A 25085-nucleotide genomic window follows, 5' to 3' on the forward strand; every position below is an offset into this window, starting at 1 on the left:
TTTAAAGCTTTAGTAATTAACCTAAAAGGTAAAATTACTCAGCTTCGATGCTTACAAACTTACGGTTCTTAGGACCTTTAACCTCGAACTTCACTTTACCTTCAGTAAGAGCGAATAGAGTGTGGTCTTTACCGATACCTACGTTGTTACCAGCGTGGAACTTAGTACCACGTTGACGAACGATGATGTTACCTGCAAGAACAGATTCACCACCGAAACGCTTAACACCTAGACGTTTGCTTTCTGAATCGCGGCCGTTACGAGTAGAACCACCAGCTTTTTTGTGTGCCATTGTTAAACTCTCCTAATAGATTAAGCGTTGATACCAGTGATCTTCACTTCAGTGAACCACTGACGGTGACCCTGTTGCTTACGAGAGTGCTTACGACGACGGAACTTAACGATTTTAACTTTATCGCCACGACCGTGTTGTACAACTTCAGCAACAACTTTGCCGCCCTCTACAAGAGGAGCACCAACTTTGATGTCTTCGCCGTTAGCAACAAGAAGAACTTTATCAAATTCTACAGTTGCACCAGTTTCAACGTCTAATTTCTCTAAACGAAGAGTTTGACCTTCGCTTACACGGTGTTGTTTACCACCAGATTGGAAAACAGCGTACATATTTTACTCCGCTTTTTCCGCACAGCCTTTTCATGAGGGTGTGCGCTAAACTAATCATCAATAGGGCGCAGATTCTACAGAAGAGATGCCCCTATGACAAGCCATATTTTGAAAAAATTGGCGAAAAGCTAATCGCCAAAGAAAAGTGCGGCAATCATGCCCTTTAGTAATGTATTAATCAACGTTTTTTAGTGTATTATTCGACAATTATATAAATCGAATAAGCCTTGCAGGGTCTAACTTCAGCCGGATATACGATGGATTTTAAAACTATCCAAGCGCTTACTGCCGATGACATGGCAAAAGTGAATGAAACAATTCAAGCCCAACTAAATTCTGATGTCTCTTTAATCAACCAACTCGGTTTCTATATCGTAAGTGGTGGAGGCAAACGCTTAAGACCACTTCTGGCGATATTGTCAGCACGTGCTCTTGGTTACCAAGGTAACGGCCATACTATGGCGGCGGCGTTTATCGAGTTCATCCATACAGCAACTCTGTTGCACGATGATGTAGTTGATGAGTCAGACATGCGTCGTGGTAAAGCGACGGCGAACGCTGCATTTGGTAATGCGGCGAGCGTATTAGTTGGGGACTTTATTTACACTCGCTCATTCCAAATGATGACTGAGCTAGGATCAATGAAGATCCTTAAACTAATGAGTGATGCAGTAAATGTGATCGCAGAAGGTGAAGTTCAGCAGTTAATGAACTGCAATGATCCTGACACCACTGAAGAAAGCTACATGCAGGTCATCTACTCGAAAACAGCTCGTCTGTTTGAGTCAGCAACGCAAATTGGTGCGATCTTAAATGACGCTCCAGAAAACGTAGAAGTTGCGCTGCAAAACTACGGCAAATATCTGGGTACCGCATTCCAACTTATCGATGACGTTATGGACTATACGTCTGACGGTGAAGACATGGGTAAGAATGTTGGCGACGACCTAGCAGAAGGCAAACCAACGCTCCCTCTTTTGCATGCGATGCATAATACAACGCCAGAGAACACAGCGATGATTCGTGAAGCAATCGAGAAAGCCAACGGCATGGATCGATTAGAAGACATCTTAGCTGTCATGCAAGAAGCTGGTTCTCTTGAATACACAACGCAAAAAGCACTAGAAGAAGCTGATAAAGCGATTGCTGAGCTGTCTGTACTGCCTGAATCCGATTATAAGCAAGCATTGGTTACTCTCGCTCACATGGCCGTGAAGCGAACTAGCTAAGGCTGAATAGAAAGACCCTAAAGTAAAAAGGAAGAGCCGAGCTCTTCCTTTTTGTTATCTGTGGTTTGTTGGATGGGTGTTAGTCCTAATAGTACTGATCACAATTACCATGTAGTTGAGGGTTGTCTTCGATCTCGTCAAAGCTTACCGCCAACTGCTCTTCCGAGCCCTGCTTAGCCAACAATACCGTTTCTGCTTCTTGGTCAACCACTAAGATGGTTCCCACCCCTTGCTGACACTCTACAACCATACCTTTACGGATTCGACTCGCTTCCATCATCTTCTCCTCACAAAGTGGCTTAACACTGACTATGTTACGCGCATTGAGATGAAAGGATCAAAAAAGCCGATCGTAAGATCGGCTTTCTTCTTTTATATGGCTTCTACAGAGCAAGAAGCTTACTTGGCAAACTCAACACCAATGTTAATGTCGCCATTTAGCGTTTCTAACATACCGTCAAGCGCAGACTTTTCGTAGTCGCTCAATGCGCCGTAGCTTAGTACTTCTTCTACGCCGTCTTTACCTAGCTTCACAGGTTGTGCGAAGTATGGTGCATGCTCGCTGTCGCCTTCGACGTACGCACACTCAACCACGCCTTCTTCACCTTGAAGAGCGCGAACTAGCGCTAGACCAAAGCGACACGCCGCCTGACCCATAGATAGAGTTGCGCTACCGCCACCCGCTTTAGCTTCTACAACTTCTGTACCTGCGTTCTGGATACGCTTCGTTAGCGCTTCCACTTCTTCAGCAGTAAACTCAACACCTTCAACTTGAGAAAGTAGAGGCAGAATGGTTACGCCAGAGTGGCCACCGATCACAGGAACGCGAACGTCACCTGGATCTTTGTCTTTCAGCTCTGCGACGAATGTTTCTGAACGGATAACGTCTAGTGTTGTTACACCGAACAGTTTGCGTTTATCGTAAACGCCCGCTTTTTTCAGAACTTCAGCAGCGATTGGCACTGTCGTGTTAACTGGGTTAGTGATGATACCTACACATGCTGTAGGACACACAACGGCGATCTTTTCTGCTAGCGATTTAACGATACCAGCATTTACATTGAACAGATCCGCACGATCCATACCAGGCTTACGAGCTACACCAGCAGAGATCAGTACTACGTCTGCACCTTCAAGTGCAGGCGTTGGATCTTCACCAGCGTAACCTTTGATAGAAACCGGAGTTGGGATATGGCTAAGATCAGCAGCCACACCAGGAGTTACTGGAGCAATATCGTATAGGGCTAAATCAGAACCTGCAGGAAGGCGGTTCTTAAGTAGAAGGGCCAGGGCTTGACCGATGCCACCTGCGGCACCAATAACGGCTACTTTCATGTAGTTCTCCTTGAGAGTATTTCTCTTATAAACGTATTCGTCGGGTATTTTGTAACCAGCTGAAACAAAGCTATCGGAATCACAACTTGATTACAATCAATTAACGTCAGCTTTGCGACCTCGCGCAACTCAGTGTTACCGTGCTACAAACAGAGCGCTGATTATTCGGTTATTCTGTTGAAATGACAAGAAATTCAGTGCAATAAATAGGTCAGTATTTTTACACTTAAAGAACCCTATCCCGTATAGGGTTTACAGTGATGGAATTAACATATTACCGTGACTTTTTGGCACTGCATGAATATATATGCGAGAATATGCAAAATTTCTGACCCTTGAATAAGAGAATCATAACGACTATGCGCAATTCAGAAAAACAAGATAACTTAGTTCGCGCTTTTAAAGCCTTATTAAAAGAAGAGAGCTTCGGCTCACAGGGCGAGATCGTAGATGCACTAAAACAACAAGGTTTTGAAAGCATCAACCAATCTAAAGTCTCCCGTATGCTGACGAAGTTTGGTGCGGTTCGTACACGTAATGCAAAAATGGAGATGGTTTACTGTCTACCAGCAGAATTAGGTGTACCTACAGTAAGTAGCTCTCTGCGTGAGTTGGTCTTAGATATCGACCACAACGCAGCATTAGTAGTCATCCACACTGGCCCTGGTGCGGCTCAATTGATTGCCCGCCTACTGGATTCTTTGGGTAAATCTGAGGGTATTCTTGGCGTAGTAGCCGGCGATGACACCATCTTCATTACCCCAACAATGCCAGTTTCTACAGAACAATTGTTCAAGTCAGTGTGTGAACTTTTCGAATACACAGGCTAAGTAACTGTTTGTGGGCTATGAAATTCGTTGAGTTTTGTAGCCCATGAAAAATGTAAATTTTTTGATTTATCAGACTATTTTTCACCCACCACTTTTGTGATTAACATCACGCTATTGATTTTTTTAATACTCCTATCAAAACCAAGCATAAGTATTTGTTCTGGAAAGAATTACACATCAAATTTATCTCCGACACTTGTCGCAGGATTTAGACTTATTCGCTATAAGTTTTAACAATCGGATAATTTTCTGCCAATTTTTTGTTATGATTCGCTCGCTTTTTCAAACGATTGGATTGGAAAAGATGCCGTTTCCGAATAGGAAACTCCTGAAATAATTTAAGGTTATTTCCGGGTTAATAATGAATATAAGGAAGGAAATTCATGGCATTTAACAAACTTCTAAAAGTAGGCGCTATCGCTGCAGCAGTTATGGGCGCAGGCGCAGTTAACGCTCAAGAGTTTATTACTATCGGTACTGGCTCTGTTACAGGTGTTTACTACCCTACTGGTGGTGCTATTTGTAAATTGGTAAACAAAGGTCGTAAAGATCACAACATTCGTTGTTCAGTAGAATCGACTGGCGGCTCAATTTACAACGTCAACACTATCCGTGCTGGCGAGCTAGACTTTGGTATCGTGCAATCGGATTGGCAATACCATGGCTATAACGGTACGAGCAAGTTTGCTGAACAAGGCCCGTACAAAAAGCTACGTGCAATGTTCTCTCTTCATACAGAACCTTTTAACATCATCGCACGTGCAGATTCTGGTATCGAAAACGTTCAAGACCTTAAAGGTAAACGCGTCAACATCGGTAATCCAGGCTCTGGTGACCGCGCGACAATGGGTGTAGTGATGGATGCAATGGGCTGGACAAACGACAGCTTCAAACTGGCATCTGAGCTAAAAGGCTCTGAGCGTTCACAAGCACTATGTGACAACAAGATCGATGCATTCATCTACATGGTTGGTCACCCGAACGGTTCAATCAAAGAAGCAACAACCTCTTGTGATGCAAAACTTGTCCCAGCGACAGGCGCTGAAATCGAAAAGATCGTTGCTAACAACCCTTACTACGCATTCAGCACAGTACCTGCTGGCATGTACCGTGGTACAGATAAAGACGTAAACAGCTTCGGTGTTGCGGCGACAATGGTAACGACTTCTGATGTTTCAGATGACGTCGCTTACAACGTTGCAAAAGCAGTATTCGAAAACTTCGATACATTCAAACGTCTACACCCTGCATTTGCAAACCTGAAGAAAGAAGACATGGTGAAAGCTGGTCTTTCTATCCCTCTTCACCCAGGTGCGGAAAAGTACTACAAAGAAGTAGGTCTGCTTAAGTAAGCAACTACTGACTTCAAGCTCAGGCAGAAAAGGATGGTTTTCTGCCTGATTAAGTATGCTGGTAACGATCGTTTGCCAGCATGCTTTGTTCAACTTGCAGAATGCAATCTGACGATTTCTTTCAGAAGTCGCGCTCACACCTAAAAAAAGAAACCGCACATTTCCTTTACCCACAAATCAATGGGTTACAGATTTGTAGCGATTCACTCGAAAGCAAACTTCGCTCTATTCACTACACTGTTATAGCGAAGCGGGGTTCTCGATACACAATACAGACAGGACCATCAATAATAAGGAAAAAGTACATGGCGACGAACAACACTCCGTCACAAGATGTGCAAGAAATGGTGGCTCAGGCAGACACAGGTGCGCGTAGCCCAATGGGCTTGCAAGGTAGAATCTTATGGTTCGTACCACTGTGTTGGTCGCTATTTCAATTATGGTATGCCTCTCCGCTACCATTTATTTTTAATTTTGGCGTACTCAACGATACTGAAGCGCGAGCAATTCATTTAACTTTTGCCACTTTCCTCGCTTTCACTGCTTACCCAGCAATGAAGAACTCTCCGCGTGACCATATCCCATTAATCGACTGGGTATTGGCATTAGCGGGTAGCTTTGCTGCAGCTTACATTTATATTTTCTATACCGAACTGGCCGGGCGCTCTGGTGCACCGACAACCGTTGACATCGTAGTCTCAGTAACGGGTATGGCTCTATTGCTTGAAGCAACACGTCGTGCACTGGGTCCACCGTTGATGGTCGTTGCCGCAGTATTTCTGACCTACACCTTTGCCGGTCCATATATGCCAGATGTTATTGCTCATAAAGGTGCAAGCTTAAACAAAGCAATGTCACACTTATGGCTAACCACAGAAGGCGTATTCGGTGTTGCACTTGGCGTATCGACTTCGTTTGTATTCTTGTTCGTACTTTTCGGTGCAATGCTAGAACGCGCGGGCGCAGGTGCTTACTTCATTAAAGTCGCCTTCTCACTGCTTGGTCACATGAAGGGCGGTCCTGCAAAAGCGGCTGTCGTTGCATCCGGCCTATCTGGTCTGGTTTCGGGCTCATCCATCGCAAACGTAGTAACAACAGGTACCTTTACGATTCCACTGATGAAGCGAGTAGGCTTCCCGGGTACAAAGGCAGGTGCGGTTGAAGTTGCTGCGTCGACGAACGGCCAGCTAACACCGCCTATCATGGGCGCTGCAGCCTTCCTAATGGTTGAATATGTTGGTATCTCTTACGTTGAGGTAATCAAAGCAGCCCTACTTCCTGCACTTATTTCCTACATTGCTCTGATTTACATCGTTCACCTTGAAGCATGTAAAGCAGGCATGACCGGCCTTCCTCGTCGCCACAACCCAACCATGCTACAAAGCCTATTGTCATTTACTGGCACTATCCTTGGCTTGTGCGTCATCAGCGCCTTGGTTTACTACGGTGTGGGTTGGACTAAAGACGTATTTGGCGATGCTGCAACAACCATTGTAACCATCGCCCTATTAATTGCTTACGTCGGTCTGGTGAAGGTTTCAGCAAATCACGTGAAAGATGGCGCGATTGAAATTGATGCGGAGCTCACCGAAGTACCAGATCCAGGCCCAACGATTAAATCAGGCCTGCACTATCTGCTACCGATCGTCGTGCTGGTTTGGTGTTTGACTGTAGAACGCTTCTCACCGGGTCTGTCAGCATTCTGGGCAACCGTGTTCATGATCTTTATCTTGCTGACGCAGCGCCCATTGATCGCATTGCTATCAAAACAAGGTGACTTGGTTGAGCAGACCAAAGACGGTTTTGTTGATCTCGCAGAGAGTTTGGTATCCGGTGCACGCAACATGATCGGTATCGGCGTGGCAACCGCTGCTGCGGGTACCGTAGTTGGCGTGGTCACCTTGACTGGTATCGGCTTGGTTATGACAGACTTCGTCGAGTTCATCTCTGGTGGCAGCATCATCCTAATGCTGTTGTTTACTGCAGTGATCAGCTTGATCCTGGGTATGGGCCTGCCAACGACGGCAAACTATATCGTGGTATCAACGCTAATGGCACCGGTTATCGTAACTCTGGGTGCGGCTCATGGCCTTATCATCCCACTGATTGCGGTGCACTTATTTGTGTTCTATTTCGGTATCCTTGCAGATGATACGCCTCCTGTAGGTTTAGCTGCCTTTGCCGCTGCCGCAATTGCTAAGTCAGATCCAATTCGTACGGGTATTCAAGGCTTTACCTACGATATTCGAACCGCAATTCTGCCATTCATGTTCGTCTTCAACACTCAACTCTTGTTGATGGGCATTGATTCATGGTGGCACCTAGCGTTAACCGTGATCTCTTCCATTATTGCGATGTTGATCTTCTCCGCGGCAACACAAGGTTGGTGGTTCACACGTAACAAGTGGTGGGAAACGATCCTACTATTAGTATTAACCTTCTCGTTCTTCCGTCCTGGTTTTTGGTGGGACATGCTCTACCCAGCGAAAGTTCTTTCTCCTGGTGTTGAGATAGCTCAAATCACAGAAGGGTTAAATGTAGGAGAATCCATAGAGTTACGTGTCGCTGGAGAAAACCTTGAAGGTGACTACGTTGAAAAAACGGTACGTCTTCCGTTCGAAGATAAAGCGGCAACCGCTGAAGAACGACTTTCTTCAATGGGCCTAATGCTGACCGAGAACGACGGTAAAATGATCGTAGACATGGTTGAATTTGGCAGCCCGGCAGAATCTTCAGGAATCGACTTCGATTGGGAGATCAAATGGGTAGTTCAAGATGCTGAACGACCAATGAAAGAATGGGTATTTGTGCCTTGTTTGATGATTTTGCTGGTACTTGCCCTGAACCAAAAACGTCGTGCTCGTAAGGAACAGCTGAGCGCATAACCGATTTGGCCCCGAGGATAAGGGGCCTTAATGAGAGACATTGAATGTACAAACAAATTCTTGTTCCGGTTGATCTAAATGACCAAGGCTTTTCTGACCGTGCCGTTGAATTAGCGGTATGGCAAGCAAAGCAAGCCAATGCTGAAGTTCACTTGCTTACTGTCTTACCTGGTATTCATATGTCGATGGTCGCGACTTACTTCCCGAAAGACGCGGCGGCGAAAATGAAGCAAGATGTAAAGCAACAGCTCAAAGCCTTTGCAGACCAACATATCGATGATGAAGTCATTTACAAAGTCCACGTGGCAGAAGGTAAAGCGTATGCAACCATCCTTGATTACGCTGAACGCTTAGGTGCTGACCTTATCATTATGCCAAGCCACAAACGCTCAAAGATCAACAAAGTGATGCTGGGCTCTGTAGCAAGCAAAGTCGTTGAGAACTCACCAATCAACGTTATGGTGGTGAAGCCTCAAGGCTAATACGCTCATTCAAACTCCCAAAACCAAAAAAGGTTGATGCTTGCATCAACCTTTTATTTTTCTATCTCAGGGTAATCACCCTGCCGCTTTAACAAAAGCCTTCAATGCTTTACTGCTATGTTGAGCGTTAAGCTCACCAATCTCTCCTGCAGCTTCAACCTGACCACCAGCCACAAAAGCAAAATGACTAGCAATCGCTCTGGCGTCACTTAAGTGGTGCGTCACCATCAAAACGGTAATGCCACGCTCAGCAGCAAGTTGTTTAACCAGTGTCAGCATCTCTTCTCTCAATACTGGGTCTAACGCAGAAAAAGGTTCATCGAGTAACCACATTGGGTGCGGCTGAACAAAACAACGCGCAAGTGCCACACGCTGACGCTGACCACCAGAAAGATGTTCAGGTAAACGGTCCAGATACTCAGCAACCCCGACCTGCTTGGCCGCTTGCTCAACAAGCAGCTTTTGGTCTGCCGTGAGCTTTAGTCCCGGATGCAAACCCAAACCGATGTTGTCTCTTACTGACAGGTGAGCAAACAGATTATGCTCTTGGAACAGCATTGAAAACGGACGCTGATACGGCTCTTTACGCACGATAGACTCACTATCAACCAGAATATCGCCATGGTCTGGATTAATAAAACCAGCAACTAACGCCAATAGGGTTGATTTGCCCGCCCCACTTGGCCCCATCAGTGAAACAATTTGTCCACGCTGAATAGCTAACTCAAAACGAAACAGTTCACGTTGATAGGTGTACTGCACATCATCCAACACTAACATTACGCTCTCTCCTTCGTTTTCAACACTTTCTCAATCAAAGCAAAACAGCCGACGCTGAGTAACAGCAAAGTAACCGATACCACGGCAGCGGCATCCATTTGATAACTGCCCAGCAGTTGGAATAGATACAGCGGCAAGGTTCTAAATTCTTGCCCACCAAACAAGGCAATCGCACTTAAGTCACCAATCGCAAACATAAAGCTGATGGCAAAAGCATGGGCAAACGGCTTGCGCAGTGCTTGCCATTCCACGACTTTAAATCGTTGCCAACCACGCATGCCTAAGCTGGCACACACGTACTGATACTGCTGCTCAATGTGCAACATAGGTTGAGATAAAGTCTTAATGACATATGGCAATGCCATCAAGCCATTAACTAAGATGACCACAAAAAACGCCAAGCTGAATACATCGGTAAACGATCGCAGTAATAGGAACAATCCGGTGCTAATCACCAATCCCGGCGTTACTAAGATAATGGTTCCGATAAGCTCAATTTGATCGGCGAGAGTATTTTTATACTGCAATCGCCAACGTCGACTGGTCAGCAAAATCGACACACCAGCAGCAACAGCAAGAGAGCTCGCCAGTATCGCAACTTTGAGAGAATTGAACAGTGCGGACCAAAAGCGCTCATCGGTCAGTACCGACCAAACTTGCTGGTTGATGCCACTGAACACCACCATCATAAGTGGTGGTATTACTAGTAAAAAGGCACCTATGATCCAAAAGCTATCCCAAGCTTTTGACCACCCATGATCCTTCGTTAAATATTGCTGTACCGATGTACTGCCAGCGCTTACTGAAACTGGCTTCGTCAACTTCTGCACGCCAATCGCTAACAAGCCACATAGTAGCATTTGCCACAGTGCCAAAAGCGCCCCAGCCTGCAGATCAAAATCGAACTTAATCGCCTGATAAATGGCAAGTTCAATGGTGGTCGATTTCGGTCCGCCGCCTAACGCCATCACGGTGGCGAAACTGGTAAAGCAAAGCATAAACACCAAGCCACTTACGTGTGGCAGTTGTTGTCTTAAGCGAGGCCATTCCACCCAGCGGAATTTGTCCCAATGGCTCATTCCAAGGTGCGCACACAGTTTATGTTGCTCTGCGGGGATCGACTCTAATGCCTGCAAAAGGAGCCGCGCTGCATAAGGCATATTAAAGAACACATGCGCAAGTAAAATACCGTTCAGGCCATAGATGGAAAACGGCAGCTCCGAATCGATGCTTTTCAGCCATTGTGCTAAAAAGCCGCTGTTACCGTAAATCGCCAATAAGCCAAATACACCAACTAACACCGGCAGAACTAAGGTAGACGCAAACAACTTTAGTAGTAGAGACTTCCCAAAGAACTCACGTCGAGAAAGTGCGTGAGCAACAGGAATAGCAAAGCCAACACTCAATAGTGTAGAAAGGAAAGCTTGGTAGAAACTGAACTTGGTGACGTGTTGATAGTATGGGTCTCCCCACACCATAGACACATCAAGTGAAGGCGCTTGAACAATCAAAGCACCTAGGGCAGAAACAACAAAGGTCGCAATAATCATCGCGACCCCTAACCCGATTTTCGGAACAGAATTCAAAAGTAGAACCTATATTAGAACGTCAATGCGCTTTGCCACTCGCGAATCCAAGTCTTGCGCATTTTCGCTACTTCATCTGCACTAAAGCTAAGTGGCTTGCTTGGTACGCTTAAGGTTTCAAAGCCTTTTGGTAATTCAACGTCAGTCACTGGGTACATCCAGTTACCTGTTGGCATTGCAGATTGGAACTCATCACTCAAGATGAAATCCATGAATTCATCCGCAAGTTCCGCATTCTTTGAACCTTTGACCTTAGCCGCCACTTCCACTTGCATGTAGTGGCCTTCGGTAAAGTCTGCGCTGGCGTATTTCGCATCACCTTCTGCAATCAAATGGTACGCTGGAGAAGTCGTGTAAGACAGCACGAGGTCGGACTCACCGTTCAAGAACATCGAGTAAGCTTCTGACCAACCTTTGGTAACCGTAACTGTTTTCGTTGCCAGTTGCTTCCATGCTTGAGTCGCATCATCGCCGTAGATGGACTTCATCCACAACATCAAGCCTTGACCCGGCGTCGAAGTTCGAGGGTCTTGGTAAATCACTTTCAGATCATCACGCTCTTCCACCAGCTCTTTCATGCTTTTTGGAGGGTTCGCCAACTTCTCCTTGTTGTATACAAACGCAAAGTAGCCGTAATCGTACGGTACGAAAGTCTTATCGTCCCAACCATTAGGTAGCGTAGTCTTTGAGGTATCAACATTATGCTCAGCCAGCAGCCCGGTCTTTTTCGCTTCCGCCATCAAGTTGTTATCCAAACCTAACACGATATCCGCTTTGCTATTATTTCCCTCTAAACGAAGGCGGTTAAGAATAGAAACGCCATCGTCCAGCGCAACGAAGTTAACATCGCATCCGCATTTGGCTTCGAACGCTTTTTCGACTTTAGGACCTGGTCCCCAATCGGCAGCGAAAGAGTCATACGTATAGACAGTTAGGGTGTTTTCAGCGGCAAACGCCGAAGTAGAAGTGATGGCTGCAAGGGCAATCAGACTAAGAGTGGTTTTCACTGCTCGCTCTCCATTTGCATTATTGACATGAATTGAGCGGCACAGGTTTGAGGCGGTATTTAGGACTTCCAATATCCAGACTCAATTCCTACGCCAGCATTATCTGGTTCAGGTAATACGGGTCCCTGTCTGCTCAACAACGTTAAGCGATTAGGTCTCAGCGCCCAATGGTATTGATAAGCTCAATGCCAAGTGGGTTTGCTCCCCGATGAGTTGGATGGATTGTAAAGGTCTTTTATTGATTACACAATCAACGTTGGTCATAACCCCAACGTGGCACTAAACCTTGCTCAATGCCAAGGTGATCAAGAATTCTCGCAACCATGAAATCAACCAAGTCTTCGATAGTTTTAGGTTGATGATAGAAGCCCGGCGCTGCAGGCATAATGGTGACACCCATTTGCGAAAGCTTGTGCATGTTTTCAAGGTGCAGTGTTGAGAAAGGCGTTTCACGCACCACAAGTAGTAACTGTCCGCGTTCTTTCATTACTACATCAGCAGCGCGCTCAATCAAGTTATCCGACATGCCGTGTGCAATGGCCGCGACACTCCCTGCAGAACATGGACACACCACCATTTGCTTAGGCGCCGCAGAGCCCGAAGCCACCGGCGAGAACCAATCATCTTTGCCACAAACGGTGATGTTATCTGGGTTGCAATTAAGGTGTTCAACCAGCGCTTTTTGCGCCGCCTCAGGGCCACTTGGGAGTTTCAAGTCATGTTCGGTCGCCATTACCACGCGCGCAGCCGAAGAGATCAACACGTAGACGTGGTAATCCGCTGCCACTAAACATTCAAGAAGACGAAGTCCATATGGGGCACCAGAGGCACCCGTTAGTGCTAATGTGATGGCTTTTTTAGGGGTTACTTTTTGCTGCATAGATGTCATTAAGCTTTTTGTTTCAGTTGTTCTAGAAGCTTGCCGTGGATACCGCCAAAACCACCATTACTCATCACGAGAATTTGGTCGCCCGGTTGCGCTCGTTCAACGATTTTTGCGACAAAAGAGTCCATCTCTGCATCAACAAACGCAGGCTGCTTACACTGGTCTGCAATCTCTTGTACCGACCAATCAATACTATCTGGTTGGAAGAGGAACACTTCATCGGCACTGTGCAATGAAGCCGCTAAAGTATTCTTATGCACACCACGTTTCATGGTCGCAGAACGAGGCTCTAAAACGGCAAGGATACGTTTTTCACCAACCTTGTTACGTAAACCGCCCAATGTCAGTTCAATCGCCGTTGGGTGATGAGCAAAATCATCATAAACCGTCACGCCCTGCTCTTCGCCTTTTAACTCTAAGCGACGTTTGGTGTTAATAAAACGACCAAGAGCCTGACAAGCCAGTTCTGGTGCAACACCAACATGACGCGCAGCAGCGATAGCCATCAAAGCGTTATCCACGTTGTGATCACCAACAAGGTCCCAATCAACAATGCCCACTTTCTCACCTTGCAGTGACACTTCAAATTTTGAGCCATCAACAACCAGTTTGTGTGCTTGCCAATCACCATCGACACCCGAGAACTGCTTTTCAGTCCAACAACCGCGCTCAATCACGTCTTGTAGCGACTGATCTTGCTTCGGTGCAAGGATCAAACCATTACCAGGAACAGTACGTACTAAATGATGGAATTGACGCTTAATCGCTTCAAGATCGTCGAAGATGTCTGCATGATCAAATTCAAGGTTGTTCATGATCAAGGTACGTGGATGGTAGTGAACAAACTTAGATCGTTTGTCGAAAAAAGCACTGTCGTATTCGTCTGCTTCGACGACGAAGAACATACTTTCACCCAAGCGAGCTGACACACCGAAGTTACCTAGCACACCACCAACAAGAAAACCTGGTTGGTAACCGCAATCTTCTAAGATCCACGCCAACATACTTGAAGTGGTGGTTTTACCATGGGTACCCGATACCGCTAGAACCCAGCGATCGTGCAATAAGAACTCTTGTAACCATTGTGGACCAGAGGTGTAACGCATATTGGTATTCAGCACATGCTCAACACATGGGTTACCACGGCTCATCGCGTTACCAATAACCACGAGGTCTGGTTGAGGGTCAAGTTGAGAAGGGTCAAAGCCTTCAATAATTTCAATACCTTGAGACTCCAACAGGGTACTCATTGGTGGATAAACGTTGGCATCCGAACCCGTCACTTTATGACCTAGCTGACGCGCTAAAATTGCCGCACCGCCCATAAACGTGCCGCAGATACCCAAGATATGAATGTGCATAAACTTAACCTTGTAATGCGTTCTTTAATCCTTTCATTATCGTGATAACCACCAGAAAAGCGAGTGCCTTTCACCCTGTTCGTGCAGTCTCTTTCACAAATCTGACAAGGCTTAGGGCTGACTGACCAAGCATTAACCAAGCGGTTCACGTCTTATGCAATAAGACAAATAAATTGAGATCTCAGTCGGTTACTTCATTACCATTAATAAGATCTGCGACTTAAACTTACATCTAGCGCAATCGTTTAACATCCATAAAGAGATGCCCCCGTTGCGCGACACCCCCAACGAAATGAAAAATGTAAGGATAAACCATGTCAGGACTGCGCACCCTAGGCGAGTTCATTGTTGAGAAACAAGCGGATTTCCCCCACGCTAGCGGTGATCTTTCATCTCTATTAGCTTCTATTCGTTTAGCTGCAAAAATCGTAAACCGCGAAATCAATGCGGCAGGTCTTGGTGATATCACTGGCGCTGTAGGTACAGAGAACGTACAAGGCGAAGATCAGCAAAAGCTTGATGTATACGCGAACGACAAGTTCAAAGCAGCTCTCGAAGCACGCGACCAAGTGTGTGGTGTAGCCAGTGAAGAAGAAGATGAAGCGGTTGCGTTCAATAAAGAACTTAACCAAAACGCAAAATACGTTGTACTAATGGACCCACTCGATGGCTCATCAAACATCGATGTGAACGTGTCTGTTGGTACGATTTTCTCTATTTATCGTCGAGTTTCTCCTATTGGAACCCCACCAACAGAAGAAGACTTCCTACAACCAGGTCACAAACAAGTGGCAGCGGGCTACGTGATTTACGGCTCATCGACCATGCTGGTTTACACCACAGGTAATGGCGTAAACGGCTTCACTTACGACCCATCGATTGGCAGCTTCTGTCTATCTCATGAAAACATGATGATCCCAGAAGATGGCAAAATCTACTCAATCAACGAAGGCAACTACATCCGCTTCCCGCAGGGCGTGAAGAAGTATATCAAGTACTGTCAGGAGAATGTGCCTGAAGATGGTCGCCCATACACTTCTCGCTACATTGGCTCATTGGTTGCTGACTTCCACCGTAACCTGCTAAAAGGCGGCATTTACTTGTACCCAAGCACGCAAAGCCACCCTCAAGGCAAACTGCGCTTGTTGTACGAGTGCAACCCGATGGCATTCTTAATTGAGCAAGCTGGCGGTTTGGCGTCTGACGGTGTAAACCGCATTATGGATTTGAAACCTACCGAACTGCACCAGCGCGTGCCTTTCTTTGTGGGTTCAAAGAACATGGTCAACAAAGTCGAAGAGTTTCTTGAACTGAATCGCGAAGAAGACTAATTTCAGACCTTTGTCCAACGCGGCGGGTGTTTACCTGCCGCGTTTTTGTCGTTAAAGTGAACTGCGTAAATGTTAGCCAGATTAAGCCTTTCCACGCTTAATCCTCAATGAAAAGGAATATTCAAATGAGCTTAAATAACGTACCAGCAGGTAAATCACTGCCTGAAGATATCTACGTCGTCATCGAAATCCCTGCCAACGCGGATCCAATCAAATACGAAGTAGATAAAGACACTGGTGCTGTATTTGTCGACCGTTTCATGTCTGCGCCAATGTTCTACCCATGTAACTATGGCTACGTGAACGATACTCTTTCTCTAGATGGTGACCCAGTGGACGTACTGGTTCCGACCCCTTACCCATTAATGCCAGGTTCTGTGATTCGCTGCCGTCCAGTCGGTGTACTGAAAATGACAGATGAATCGGGTGAAGATGCGAAAGTCTTCGCTGTCCCGCACTCTAAAATCTCAAAAGAGTACGAAGGCATTCAAGATGTCGGTGACATCCCTGAATTGTTGAAAGCACAGATCACACAATTTTTCGAACGCTACAAAGAGCTTGAAGCGGGCAAATGGGTCAAGGTCGATGGCTGGGATGACGTTGCTGCAGCAAAAGCGGAAATCCTAGAGTCTTACGAGCGTGCTCAAAACAAATAATCGTAAGTAACAAATAACAAAAGAGCTGCCAATTGGCAGCTCTTTTTCGTTTTCATAACTTGGTTTAATCAACAACCGGTTTAATAGCCACCCGCCGTCGACAATCTGCCTGATTCATAATCGTTGTGGAAAAATGGGTCTAAATCATCGCAGATGCCATAGTAAGGAGCGCCTTGTACGCCGAGAATATAAGCGCTTTGCTGACAATACTCTTCCTTACCCTCCTGGTAGCCAGTTTGGTAGGCCATGATGAGTTCAGGAGTGGCACGGTTAGTGTCATCTAACTTGGCAATACGGTCTTCGGACAACTCAAGCGACCCCTTCAGTGCTGCTTGTTTGCCGAAAGCTTGCCAGTCTGTCGCGTTAACAGAGCTGGGTAGTGTGGTTTGCGCACAAGCGTTGAGGAATAGAAGCATAGCGCCAATCGCGAATAGTCTCATCATTACTCCTCACTCATTAGTAGCGTTTGCTGCCTTTAGATGTACGCCCTAGCTCGTATTCTCGACGGAATCGATCATCTAAATCGTCGCAAATGCCTCGGTAATAACGCCTGCTTTCACCGAGTGTGAAAGCATCTTGTGCACAGTAATTTGCTCGACCGCTTTCATAGCCATTACTGTACGCCATATATAAATCGTCACCTTTGTTGAGCTCTTGCATGGAGAGTTTTGATTCACCTGCTTCCGCTCGCTGCATACCGTATTGTTGCCACTGCATGCTGTCGTTACTGCTCGGTGGTGTACTGTTTGAACAACCAACAAGAAGCAGCAGTATGATTGGAGATAGATATTTCATCGCAGACCTCCCAAGTCTTTGTTGTATATATCGTCAATGCATACGTTACTGCTCTCAGTATAGTTCACACCCTTTGGCACCAATCGCCAGAAGCAATCTCTTCTGTGAGTTGCTCAGTATCTTGGTATAAGTAGATCCAAGCTTGGCCAAATGGTGTCGCTATACTCTCTCTACGGTACTCCACCGGCACATCTTCAAGCTTATCTAACTCGCTGAGTGTATCGTTATCAATTAAATACACTTCGCCTTGTATCGCTTTTTGCCCAGTCGACAACGCGGGATAACGACCTAGATCGTACAAAGCAAATTGGGCATCAGTCTCATGATGCCCGAGAAACTCAGCGGTTTTCAAAAAGTGATGATTGCACTCTCCTTTGCGTAAGGTGCCATACACAAATACCAAATGCTGCATAACCACTCCTTAGTTATGTTTTAAAAGCTAAGCTTAGTTGAATTCAAACTGGTAGAGCAGATCAACCGCACTATCGACGCCCGATACCGCCTCTAGGTACAAATCTTTCATCAAACGGTAACGAACAGTGAACTCACCGAGCGAGGTAAAGATACCTACGCCGTACTTCACTTGCAGACCTGGCAAGATATAACCACTTACTGTCACCTGAGAGTCATCTCCCGAACCAGCCGTATCCAATTGCAAGTCTTGTACACCAAAAGCTTCACCGATTTCACCAACCACCTTGCCGCTCTTCGCCAAGCTTAGGCCGATCAACGTTGTAGTCATGGCGTTACCGCCCGACTCCGCATCGATATCTTGACCGCGCAATAGGTAAGACAGTGCGTTCGCTTGTGGCATCGCCGGATCCGAGAAAATTTCTACGGTCGGGTCACTTGCTGGGCCAGTTACTCGAACACCGGCAGTCACATCGTCTTGCGTGTTGTCTGGGTTACGAATCGCTTTGATTGATACGTAAGGCTGATCCGCAGGGCCATTCATCATGATCTTACCTTCTTCGATCACCAAGTCTTGGCCGAATGAGCGGTAAGAACCGTCGACGATATTCACTTCACCAACAATGAATGGGCCTTTGTCTTTTTGTGTCACATTCAAGTTACCTTGCAAGTCACCTTTTAGACCGAATGCAGACAATTGGAAGTCATCGCCAATCTTGATGTTGATGTCAGTTTCTACGTTAAACGGCAGTGCTTGTTCGCCATCGACAGGCTGCATATCTTTATTCAAGATAACCGTATCGCTCGATACGCCAACCGCACTTGGTGGCAACTCATCCACTAAGATACGACCCCACGGAAGATTGATGTTGCCTTCAACCTTGGCCAATTGAGGCGTCACGTCAATCGTCATGTCTGGCTCGACTTTGATTCGCACCATTGGTGGCATATCGACTTTCAGCTCTTTAGCAAATACACGTGCTTTGGTGTGCCAGTTTTCCAGATCGCGCCAATCCGCATCACCGTTAATTTCCAGCTTGCCATCGGGTGTAATAATGCCCGCATCTAAATCTGCTTGATGCCCTCTGAAGTTAATCGCGACTTTGCCCGAGTTGATATCAATTGGCGTCACATCACCTTGCAACTTCATCTGGTCAATCAAGAACTGACCATTCACTTTCGGATGCATCACATCACCAGACAGAGCCAGATCCGTGTTCATGTTCGCTTTGAATAGACTGTACTCACCGATAAGTGGCGCTAAGAAGTCTAAATGGAACGTCGACAGCGACACTTTACCGTCAATAGTTGGGCTCTCTGACGAGACATCATTTAACGACACCTTACCGGATAAATCGCCGTTGTCTGTAACATCAAATAACCACTCAGCATTCAGTTTATCTTGGGCTAACTTAGCTTTTAGGCTGACACTGTCCCAGCCGACCTTAATTGGCTGTTCTAGCGCTTGCTCTACCTGACCTTTCGGCATCTCCACATTTACCGTGACTTCCGGTTTCATGTCTGGTGCCCACTTTGCGTCAGCATTCGCGTTCACCGAGCCCTGAAGCTTAGTTTCTGCTGGTAAGAACTGTTTAATTTGGTCAAAGTCAAAGTTAGTGATAGCTAACTTTGCTTCACCGCTCTTACCAACACTGATGTCTTCCGTTAGACACACTTTTGAGTTTGCTTGCAACCAACAATGTGCCTGTACATTCGCAATCTGCTTATCGATGTTAACCTTAACTGCCGTTGATTTTTGTAGCGCCCAAGGGCCTTGGGGGGTACTTAGCGTTAAGCGACGCAATGCTCCATCCCAGATCATTTCTGGCTTTTGCTTGAAGGTACCTTCGATCTCTAAACTACTTGAAACAACGTCTGAAACCACATCCAACGTGAGTTGGTGCAGTTTCTCATCGCCTGTCACTTCAAGGTCCGCACTATCGATTTTGATGTCATCGTAAGTGATGTTTTTCGCAATTAGGCTGACATCAGCTTTCGGCGCAGGCAGTGGAGTCACATCGCCTTTCAGCGTAATGGTTTCTACCTTGGCTTGTTGTTGCCAATTCACTTGGTTAAGCGCGAGATCTAAGTTGATGTCTGGCTGTTTCAGGCTACCACGAAGTGCGATATTACCATTCATCTTACCGCCAAGGTCCGGTACGCTTTTCGCGAAATCGGGGAAGTTAACTTCAACATCCATCAAGATCTGTTTGTCGATCTTACCTTTTGCTCTCAATGAGTTGGGGCCATGGGACAAAGCTAAACCTTGTGTATTGAGCTGAATATCCTCGCCTTTACCCGTCTTGTCAGATGCCTTTAGCTGACCTTCAATATTCAGCGGGTAGCCACGCAGAATACCGTCGATGTCCAGTTTAGGCAGACTCACTTGCCAGCCACCTTGATCGGTTAGTGAGCCTGAAGTCAATAGACTACCGCTGATATCACCTTCAGCTTCTGGCCATTGTAAACCTGGCTGAATGTTCTTCAGGTTTAGATCGGCTTGCCAGTTGATTGGCGCAGCCCAGTTGGCCATCACCTTACCCGCCAACTCACCGCCTAGTGTTTTGACAACAATGCTGTCTAAATCAATCTGTTCTAGGGTACCTTTACCGTTTAACACCACATCCACAGCAGGAATATCTTTACCCGACGCCTTGGTTTCTAACGCAACGGTGTAGCCCTCTAGTGAGCCTTTGGCGGCTAGGCTAGGAACAGAAACTTGGTAATCACTCTTACCATTCAATGGCCATTGCGCAGCAACATCTTTCAGCTTGATATCAAATGGCAACTCAGTTTTAAGCGGTTGAATTTGACCTTCAATCGTCGCTTTCACCAAATCAGACAGCGTCGCCTGCAATGATAAATCGCCAACCGAGCCAGACGCAGAAAGCGATAGTTTCTGCCCCTTTACGTCCGCTTGTTTAACCAGAGCATCAATCTGCGCTTGAATTGGGTAATCGGCCGATAATGTCACTTGCGTACTTAGCTGACCTTCGACTTCTGGCATATCAAGCTCTAACGTTTTGACATCGACTTTATCACCGCCCGCCGTTGCCTCGAGCCCTAAGTGGTGAACAATCACAGGTGTGTTACCCGCTAATTTAAAGTCATGAATATCGAGACGTTTTGCTTCAACGGTCAGTGGAATCCATACCTCAGGCAGCACAATCCCTTCTGGCTTCGTTTCAGCTGCAGGTTTAGCTTCCTCTGCAGCTGGAGTTTTCGCCTCTTTAGGCTGGCTTTCTGTTGCCTTTGGTGTCGATTTAGCTTGCTCGCTCTTGGCCTTTGGTTCCGAATCTGCTGCTTGTGATGGCTTCTCTCCTGTGGCTTCGTCACTTGGTGCAAGTGCCACATTGATAGCTTTCAATGCCGTTGGAGCAATCACCAAGCGGTCACCTTGCATCGACAATGCGGTAGAGAATTCTTGCCAATCAACCTTGTTACCTAAGATGTTCAAGTTAATGTCGTTAAAGCTGACTTTATTGACGAAGATTGGCACTGGTGTGCTGATAGAGCGCAGCGGTGGTGTTTCTTCTTCCGGCTCATCACTTGCCGGTGGCAACTCTGGCATTTGGAAGTTAACACCCTGCAGCGCGAGCTCATCCACACACACTTTAGGGTCAAAGAAACAACGGAAGTTCATCGCTAACGTTAAGCTTTCCACCTTAGCATCAATATGGAGAGACTCATCCACAAAGCTGACATTATGCAGCGCAAAACGTGGGAATAGTGAGCCTTGGATTTGCTCGACTTTAAGTTGCGGTAACGCTTTTTCGGCCCCCCAAAGTGCCAACTTTAGACCTGGGTGGGTAAATAGAATGGTGCCGACTAAAATCGCCAGCAACACAATAAGAGTCAGTAGACCGATTGAGAACCATTTCGTCCACTTCAGTGTTGTTTTCATCATAGCTCTGGCCCCAAAGAGAAGTGGATACGGAATTCTGGATCTGGCTCGGCGTCTAGGCCCCAAGCAAAGTCAAAACTCACCGGACCGACCGGTGATGCCCAGCGGATACCGACACCCGCACCCGATTTCCATTCAGGGGTTTTATTAAACGCGTCACCAATGTCGTAGAATACCGCACCCCACCAGTTGCCATGCACACGATATTGGTACTCTAACGTACTGGTTACCATGTATTTCGCACCGGTTAATGCGCCACTCGAGTCTGTTGGCGAGATCGATTCGTAGCCGTAACCACGAATGTTGTTGTCACCACCAGCGAAGAAACGCAGCGATGGCGAGAGTTTTTCAAATTCATCAGTGACGTTGGCGCCACCTTCAAGGCGGAATAAACCACGGTGGTTTTGTCCGATACCACGAATCCAAGATGTGCGACCTAACAAACGAAGTACGCGAGTTTCAGACAACAACGCTGGGTCACCGTATTCAACCGTCACACTCTGTTTATCGCCCCACATTGGCATATTACCGCCACGAGTTCGTGTGCGAGAGAACGAGGCTCCAGGTAAAACAAACTGCACACCATCTTCTTGCAAACCTTGCGAGAAGTTTTCGTACAAGTGACGAACATACAACGTTTTGTGCCAACCACCATCGGTGATCCAGTGGCGTTCTACCGCAAGATTCGATTCCAAACTCTCCGTATCGCGGTTATCGAGATGCTTCAAACCGAACTGAAGTTGGTAGTATTCGTGCAATACGTCATCAAGTGGGATCTTGTAGCCAGCCGTGATGGTCTGCTCTGGTTTAGACAGAGAAAGCGCGGTATCAAAGCTGTGGCCTCGCGCACTCACCCATGGTTTTTTCCATTTCAGCGTACCGCGCACACCAGTATCGGTAGAGTAACCAATACCCGTTTCAATTTGGTTTTTCGCAGCAGGAGCAAGTGAGACTTTGATTGGTAGGTCTCGACCATCATCTAACTTGGTGAGATCAGGCTCAACAAATACCGATGAGAACCAATCCGTATTCGAAAGGTTCTGGTTATATTCACCCACTTCAGAGACCAAGTAAGGCTCACCGGTTTTAAATGGGCGCAAAGAATCAACGCGATCTTCCCAGATCTGACTACCTAAAATTTCAACCGTACCAAAGTGATAACGGATACCACTGTCATAGTGCAGACGAACGTTAGCTTCATTAAGCTCTGGCACCACCTCTAAACGGCTCAATTTAAAGTCACCGTTAAAGTAGCCACGCTGCAACGCTAAGTTACGAATGCCCGATTTTAGAGCGTCGTATTCCCCTTGGTTTAGGATTCGACCTTCTTTCAAACGTGATTTTTTGATCAGGTTCGTGAATTCTTCATCTTCCCCCGCCTCACCTGAAATCACTACGTCCATTTCTTTGATTCTGACAGGTTCCCCCGGCTGGACGTTAACGATCAACTCATCATTATCTTTCGTAATAGTGTATGAAATTTTCGCATGATAATAACCAAGCGCATTGAGCGCTTCAGTGATACTTTGTTCCAATCGCGCCTGAAAGCGCAACGACGTGGAGTAATCGTCTTCTGGAATGGAAGACAAGTAAGCGTTCACATTATCTTCTAGCGCGCCATCAATGCCCTTTATCTTTAAGGAAACATCGGCGTAAGCGCTATGAGAAAAGGCAAGTAGACTGACAATGATCGGGGTAGCTTTTCTTATCATGCTTTTTAGCTGGATGAGGTTAAATAAACGTAAACAATAATAACGCCAATTGAAGGCTAAGTCTGTAATATTAATAGGTTTACCACGGTCTATGTCATCACAACATCATATTCAGACTGAATATAATCATTCGCAAAATTAAGACTCGTATTGAAGGACAAATACCATGCTCAACAAACAGACAATGATCAGTATAGAAGATGCGCTGCCAGGTAGAGAGGCATCAATGCAAATCGATGACACGCATTTTGTAAATCAATCGAGTTTAACGGCACAGCCGCAAGCTCACCAACAACAGATTTTATTGGGAATGGGTTGCTTCTGGGGAGCAGAACGATTGTTCTGGCAAATTGAGGGCGTGGTATCCACATCCGTCGGTTACGCAGGGGGTTACACACCAAACCCAACGTACGAAGAAGTGTGCACAGGCAAGACAGGACATACCGAAGTGGTCCGAGTGGTCTTTGATGATCGCGTGATTTCTCTTGAGCATTTGCTTGCCGCATTTTGGGAAAAGCACGACCCAACTCAAGGGATGCGCCAAGGCAACGACTTAGGAACTCAATACCGCTCTGCGATTTACACCTATTCACAAGAACAGCAAGACGCAGCCGAACGTTCAAAGGTTCAGTATCAGCAAGCTCTGCAAGAAGATCAACGCTCAGCCATCACGACAGAAATTGAACCTGCTGGTCCGTATTACTTCGCTGAAACTTACCATCAGCAATACCTAGCGAAAAACCCGAACGGCTACTGTGGTTTAGGTGGCACTGGGGTTTGTTTCCCACCAAGCCTTCAAGGTTAAGCCTAAACTAAAAAGAGCGACGAAAGTCGCTCTTTTACAATTCTTGTCATTACACTGGGAGAGATAAAATTGCTTGATTTACTTCTCTAAATACAGAGAGTTGTTGGGGGTTTTTGATATCAGGCAACAGCACCTTTCCGTTATCAAAACGGAACTGACCAATACCTGCAATTGAAAACTGACCTTTGAATAAAGTCTTAACGAAACGCGCCACCTGACGTGGACGGTAAACAGCAAACTCACGTAGCATAACCACCTCAATATCCTTTTGAGAAAACACCGATTGCTCTTTCCATGGCAACCTTTATGCGCAATTTGCGACAGGGTTCATTCTATCAAATTCCTTTCTCAAAGCAACAAAATTAAAACATCATACGTTAAAGAATTGTTATAAACGGTTCTACATTTTTATTCACTGTAAGTATATACTTGGAAAGTCTCACACCCCCATATGGAACATAACAATATGAAAACTAAGACTCTCCTCCCTTTTTTCCTTGCTCTTGCTCCGGGTCTAGCACTGGCTCACAACTTATCAGTTGGTGAAAGCGTGCCAGCGGCGAAAGTAGACGCCTACGGTGAAATCGTATTGCAAGGTGAAGGCGTGGCTTATCAACCTTGGGCTACGCAACAAATGCTCGGTAAAGTCCGTGTCATTCATGCAATCGCAGGGCGCAGCAGCTCAAAAGCAATGAACGCACCACTAATGACAGCGCTAACTGAAGCGAAATTCCCGGAAGATGCTTACCAAACCACGACCATCATTAATCAAGATGATGCCGTTTGGGGAACTGGTTCATTTGTCAAATCATCGGCGCAAGACAGCAAACAAGAATTTCCTTGGTCATCAATGGTCTTAGATGAAAATGGTGTAGTGGCAAATAGCTGGGCTCTACAAGAAGAAAGCTCAGCCATCATTGTGCAAGACAAGCAAGGTAAAATTCTCTTCATCAAAGAAGGGGCTCTCAGCACGGATGAAATCAACCAAGTTCTTGGTCTAATCAAGCAAAATATCTAGTCTTAATTGCTCCTTACCGTCTTTAGGTGAGGAGCAAACTCCCGAAAACTTGCTTCTAAGTTATTATTTCATCACAGATAATCCATCTCCATTTCA

General features: G+C 46.1%; 24 protein-coding genes and 1 riboswitch. Of the genes, 9 read left to right on the top strand and 15 right to left on the bottom strand.

The genetic code is table 11. From position 1 onward, the window contains the following. Positions 1–34 precede the first annotated feature (34 nt). Both rpmA and rplU read right to left on the bottom strand, forming a co-directional pair. Positions 35–292: a 50S ribosomal protein L27 gene (gene rpmA, locus GXP65_RS14265; protein ID WP_005383095.1), complete on the bottom strand. Its 258-nt coding sequence runs from the start codon at positions 290–292 to the stop codon at positions 35–37. 20 nt (positions 293–312) lie between these two features. Further along, the gene (gene rplU, locus GXP65_RS14270; RefSeq protein WP_000271393.1) at positions 313–624 is read right to left on the bottom strand and encodes a 50S ribosomal protein L21; all 312 of its coding nucleotides are present in this window, start codon (positions 622–624) and stop codon (positions 313–315) included. Between the two features lie 257 nt (positions 625–881). Here rplU and ispB point away from each other — a divergent pair, with 257 nt between their 5' ends. Next, complete coding sequence (ispB, locus tag GXP65_RS14275; RefSeq protein WP_162093118.1) at positions 882–1853, top strand: octaprenyl diphosphate synthase; 972 nt, start codon at positions 882–884, stop codon at positions 1851–1853. Positions 1854–1938: 85 nt separating this feature from the next. Here ispB and GXP65_RS14280 read toward each other — a convergent pair whose 3' ends face one another. Both GXP65_RS14280 and mdh read right to left on the bottom strand, forming a co-directional pair. Beyond that, a complete protein-coding gene (locus GXP65_RS14280) occupies positions 1939–2130 on the bottom strand; it encodes a hypothetical protein (protein ID WP_005430528.1) in 192 nt (63 codons plus the stop codon). A gap of 122 nt (positions 2131–2252) precedes the next feature. Next, a complete protein-coding gene (gene mdh, locus GXP65_RS14285) occupies positions 2253–3188 on the bottom strand; it encodes a malate dehydrogenase (RefSeq protein ID WP_005430569.1) in 936 nt (311 codons plus the stop codon). A gap of 359 nt (positions 3189–3547) precedes the next feature. On the opposite strand from mdh, the gene argR reads away from it, so the two are divergent. The 4 genes from argR to GXP65_RS14305 all read left to right on the top strand — a co-directional run bounded on the left by argR (position 3548) and on the right by GXP65_RS14305 (position 8737). Continuing rightward, positions 3548–4018, top strand: coding sequence for a transcriptional regulator ArgR (gene argR / locus GXP65_RS14290; RefSeq protein ID WP_005430583.1), 471 nt, complete (start codon positions 3548–3550; stop codon positions 4016–4018). A gap of 383 nt (positions 4019–4401) precedes the next feature. Further along, positions 4402–5370: a TAXI family TRAP transporter solute-binding subunit gene (locus GXP65_RS14295; protein WP_005430525.1), complete on the top strand. Its 969-nt coding sequence runs from the start codon at positions 4402–4404 to the stop codon at positions 5368–5370. Between the two features lie 305 nt (positions 5371–5675). Next, a complete protein-coding gene (locus tag GXP65_RS14300; protein WP_050905713.1) occupies positions 5676–8255 on the top strand; it encodes a TRAP transporter permease in 2580 nt (859 codons plus the stop codon). 44 nt (positions 8256–8299) lie between these two features. Next, positions 8300–8737 carry a universal stress protein gene (locus tag GXP65_RS14305; protein WP_005430588.1) on the top strand — a complete coding sequence of 146 codons (438 nt, stop codon included), beginning with the start codon at positions 8300–8302 and terminating at the stop codon, positions 8735–8737. Positions 8738–8812: 75 nt separating this feature from the next. Here the strand turns inward: GXP65_RS14305 and thiQ are convergent, their stop codons facing one another. The 5 genes from thiQ to mpl form a co-directional block, all read right to left on the bottom strand. After that, a complete protein-coding gene (gene thiQ, locus GXP65_RS14310; protein WP_039841397.1) occupies positions 8813–9517 on the bottom strand; it encodes a thiamine ABC transporter ATP-binding protein in 705 nt (234 codons plus the stop codon). Next, positions 9517–11103 carry a thiamine/thiamine pyrophosphate ABC transporter permease ThiP gene (thiP, locus tag GXP65_RS14315; protein ID WP_162093119.1) on the bottom strand — a complete coding sequence of 529 codons (1587 nt, stop codon included), beginning with the start codon at positions 11101–11103 and terminating at the stop codon, positions 9517–9519. Before thiP ends, thiQ begins: the two co-directional genes overlap by 1 nt. Positions 11104–11117: 14 nt before the next feature. Next, entirely contained in the window at positions 11118–12110 is a 993-nt protein-coding gene (gene thiB / locus GXP65_RS14320) for a thiamine ABC transporter substrate binding subunit (protein WP_038890879.1), read from the bottom strand. Between the two features lie 68 nt (positions 12111–12178). Then, positions 12179–12328, bottom strand: a riboswitch (TPP riboswitch). A 32-nt stretch (positions 12329–12360) separates the two neighbouring features. After that, positions 12361–12999, bottom strand: coding sequence for a flavin prenyltransferase UbiX (locus GXP65_RS14325; protein WP_012126903.1), 639 nt, complete (start codon positions 12997–12999; stop codon positions 12361–12363). Beyond that, on the bottom strand, positions 12999–14357 hold the full coding sequence (gene mpl, locus GXP65_RS14330) for a UDP-N-acetylmuramate:L-alanyl-gamma-D-glutamyl-meso-diaminopimelate ligase (protein WP_045419923.1): 1359 nt from the start codon (positions 14355–14357) through the stop codon (positions 12999–13001). Before mpl ends, GXP65_RS14325 begins: the two co-directional genes overlap by 1 nt. Before the next feature lie 314 nt (positions 14358–14671). Here mpl and fbp point away from each other — a divergent pair, with 314 nt between their 5' ends. Together fbp and ppa are read left to right on the top strand one after the other, a co-directional pair. Next, positions 14672–15688: a class 1 fructose-bisphosphatase gene (gene fbp, locus GXP65_RS14335; RefSeq protein WP_005430527.1), complete on the top strand. Its 1017-nt coding sequence runs from the start codon at positions 14672–14674 to the stop codon at positions 15686–15688. A 125-nt stretch (positions 15689–15813) separates the two neighbouring features. Next, positions 15814–16344: an inorganic diphosphatase gene (gene ppa / locus GXP65_RS14340; protein WP_045402442.1), complete on the top strand. Its 531-nt coding sequence runs from the start codon at positions 15814–15816 to the stop codon at positions 16342–16344. Positions 16345–16424: 80 nt separating this feature from the next. Here ppa and GXP65_RS14345 read toward each other — a convergent pair whose 3' ends face one another. From GXP65_RS14345 to GXP65_RS14365, 5 genes are all read right to left on the bottom strand, one after another. Beyond that, complete coding sequence (locus GXP65_RS14345) at positions 16425–16784, bottom strand: DUF2799 domain-containing protein (RefSeq protein WP_162093128.1); 360 nt, start codon at positions 16782–16784, stop codon at positions 16425–16427. 16 nt (positions 16785–16800) lie between these two features. After that, positions 16801–17139: a DUF2799 domain-containing protein gene (locus GXP65_RS14350; protein ID WP_038890882.1), complete on the bottom strand. Its 339-nt coding sequence runs from the start codon at positions 17137–17139 to the stop codon at positions 16801–16803. Positions 17140–17203: 64 nt separating this feature from the next. Continuing rightward, on the bottom strand, positions 17204–17551 hold the full coding sequence (locus tag GXP65_RS14355; protein ID WP_005430563.1) for a gamma-glutamylcyclotransferase: 348 nt from the start codon (positions 17549–17551) through the stop codon (positions 17204–17206). Positions 17552–17584: 33 nt separating this feature from the next. Beyond that, positions 17585–21457 carry a translocation/assembly module TamB domain-containing protein gene (locus GXP65_RS14360; RefSeq protein ID WP_162093120.1) on the bottom strand — a complete coding sequence of 1291 codons (3873 nt, stop codon included), beginning with the start codon at positions 21455–21457 and terminating at the stop codon, positions 17585–17587. After that, positions 21454–23166, bottom strand: coding sequence for an autotransporter assembly complex family protein (locus tag GXP65_RS14365; RefSeq protein WP_050919774.1), 1713 nt, complete (start codon positions 23164–23166; stop codon positions 21454–21456). Before GXP65_RS14365 ends, GXP65_RS14360 begins: the two co-directional genes overlap by 4 nt. Before the next feature lie 166 nt (positions 23167–23332). Between GXP65_RS14365 and msrA the strand changes: the two genes are divergently transcribed. Continuing rightward, entirely contained in the window at positions 23333–23971 is a 639-nt protein-coding gene (gene msrA, locus GXP65_RS14370) for a peptide-methionine (S)-S-oxide reductase MsrA (protein WP_005430534.1), read from the top strand. Between the two features lie 49 nt (positions 23972–24020). Here the strand turns inward: msrA and GXP65_RS14375 are convergent, their stop codons facing one another. After that, the gene (locus GXP65_RS14375) at positions 24021–24221 is read right to left on the bottom strand and encodes a DUF1107 domain-containing protein (RefSeq protein WP_162093129.1); all 201 of its coding nucleotides are present in this window, start codon (positions 24219–24221) and stop codon (positions 24021–24023) included. Between the two features lie 216 nt (positions 24222–24437). Between GXP65_RS14375 and GXP65_RS14380 the strand changes: the two genes are divergently transcribed. Beyond that, positions 24438–24989: a YtfJ family protein gene (locus GXP65_RS14380; protein ID WP_005430577.1), complete on the top strand. Its 552-nt coding sequence runs from the start codon at positions 24438–24440 to the stop codon at positions 24987–24989. The last annotated feature ends 96 nt before the right edge of the window (positions 24990–25085 follow it).

The sequence above is a fragment of the Vibrio sp. LB10LO1 genome, from assembly GCF_010092875.1.
In the GTDB taxonomy this organism is placed as follows: domain Bacteria; phylum Pseudomonadota; class Gammaproteobacteria; order Enterobacterales; family Vibrionaceae; genus Vibrio; species Vibrio campbellii.

Bases quoted from the DNA above. Each gene is read 5' to 3' on its own strand.
- rpmA (WP_005383095.1), bottom strand. From the start codon at position 292: ATGGCACACAAAAAAGCTGGTGGTTCTACTCGTAACGGCCGCGATTCA.
- mpl (WP_045419923.1), bottom strand. From the start codon at position 14,357: ATGCACATTCATATCTTGGGTATCTGCGGCACGTTTATGGGCGGTGCG.
- GXP65_RS14345 (WP_162093128.1), bottom strand. From the start codon at position 16,784: ATGAGACTATTCGCGATTGGCGCTATGCTTCTATTCCTCAACGCTTGT.
- GXP65_RS14305 (WP_005430588.1), top strand. From the start codon at position 8,300: ATGTACAAACAAATTCTTGTTCCGGTTGATCTAAATGACCAAGGCTTT.
- fbp (WP_005430527.1), top strand. From the start codon at position 14,672: ATGTCAGGACTGCGCACCCTAGGCGAGTTCATTGTTGAGAAACAAGCG.
- ispB (WP_162093118.1), top strand. From the start codon at position 882: ATGGATTTTAAAACTATCCAAGCGCTTACTGCCGATGACATGGCAAAA.
- GXP65_RS14295 (WP_005430525.1), top strand. From the start codon at position 4,402: ATGGCATTTAACAAACTTCTAAAAGTAGGCGCTATCGCTGCAGCAGTT.
- GXP65_RS14360 (WP_162093120.1), bottom strand. From the start codon at position 21,457: ATGATGAAAACAACACTGAAGTGGACGAAATGGTTCTCAATCGGTCTA.
- GXP65_RS14300 (WP_050905713.1), top strand. From the start codon at position 5,676: ATGGCGACGAACAACACTCCGTCACAAGATGTGCAAGAAATGGTGGCT.
- rplU (WP_000271393.1), bottom strand. From the start codon at position 624: ATGTACGCTGTTTTCCAATCTGGTGGTAAACAACACCGTGTAAGCGAA.
- GXP65_RS14380 (WP_005430577.1), top strand. From the start codon at position 24,438: ATGAAAACTAAGACTCTCCTCCCTTTTTTCCTTGCTCTTGCTCCGGGT.
- thiQ (WP_039841397.1), bottom strand. From the start codon at position 9,517: ATGTTAGTGTTGGATGATGTGCAGTACACCTATCAACGTGAACTGTTT.
- GXP65_RS14350 (WP_038890882.1), bottom strand. From the start codon at position 17,139: ATGAAATATCTATCTCCAATCATACTGCTGCTTCTTGTTGGTTGTTCA.
- GXP65_RS14280 (WP_005430528.1), bottom strand. From the start codon at position 2,130: ATGGAAGCGAGTCGAATCCGTAAAGGTATGGTTGTAGAGTGTCAGCAA.
- GXP65_RS14325 (WP_012126903.1), bottom strand. From the start codon at position 12,999: ATGACATCTATGCAGCAAAAAGTAACCCCTAAAAAAGCCATCACATTA.
- mdh (WP_005430569.1), bottom strand. From the start codon at position 3,188: ATGAAAGTAGCCGTTATTGGTGCCGCAGGTGGCATCGGTCAAGCCCTG.
- GXP65_RS14365 (WP_050919774.1), bottom strand. From the start codon at position 23,166: ATGATAAGAAAAGCTACCCCGATCATTGTCAGTCTACTTGCCTTTTCT.
- msrA (WP_005430534.1), top strand. From the start codon at position 23,333: ATGCTCAACAAACAGACAATGATCAGTATAGAAGATGCGCTGCCAGGT.
- ppa (WP_045402442.1), top strand. From the start codon at position 15,814: ATGAGCTTAAATAACGTACCAGCAGGTAAATCACTGCCTGAAGATATC.
- GXP65_RS14355 (WP_005430563.1), bottom strand. From the start codon at position 17,551: ATGCAGCATTTGGTATTTGTGTATGGCACCTTACGCAAAGGAGAGTGC.
- argR (WP_005430583.1), top strand. From the start codon at position 3,548: ATGCGCAATTCAGAAAAACAAGATAACTTAGTTCGCGCTTTTAAAGCC.
- GXP65_RS14375 (WP_162093129.1), bottom strand. From the start codon at position 24,221: ATGCTACGTGAGTTTGCTGTTTACCGTCCACGTCAGGTGGCGCGTTTC.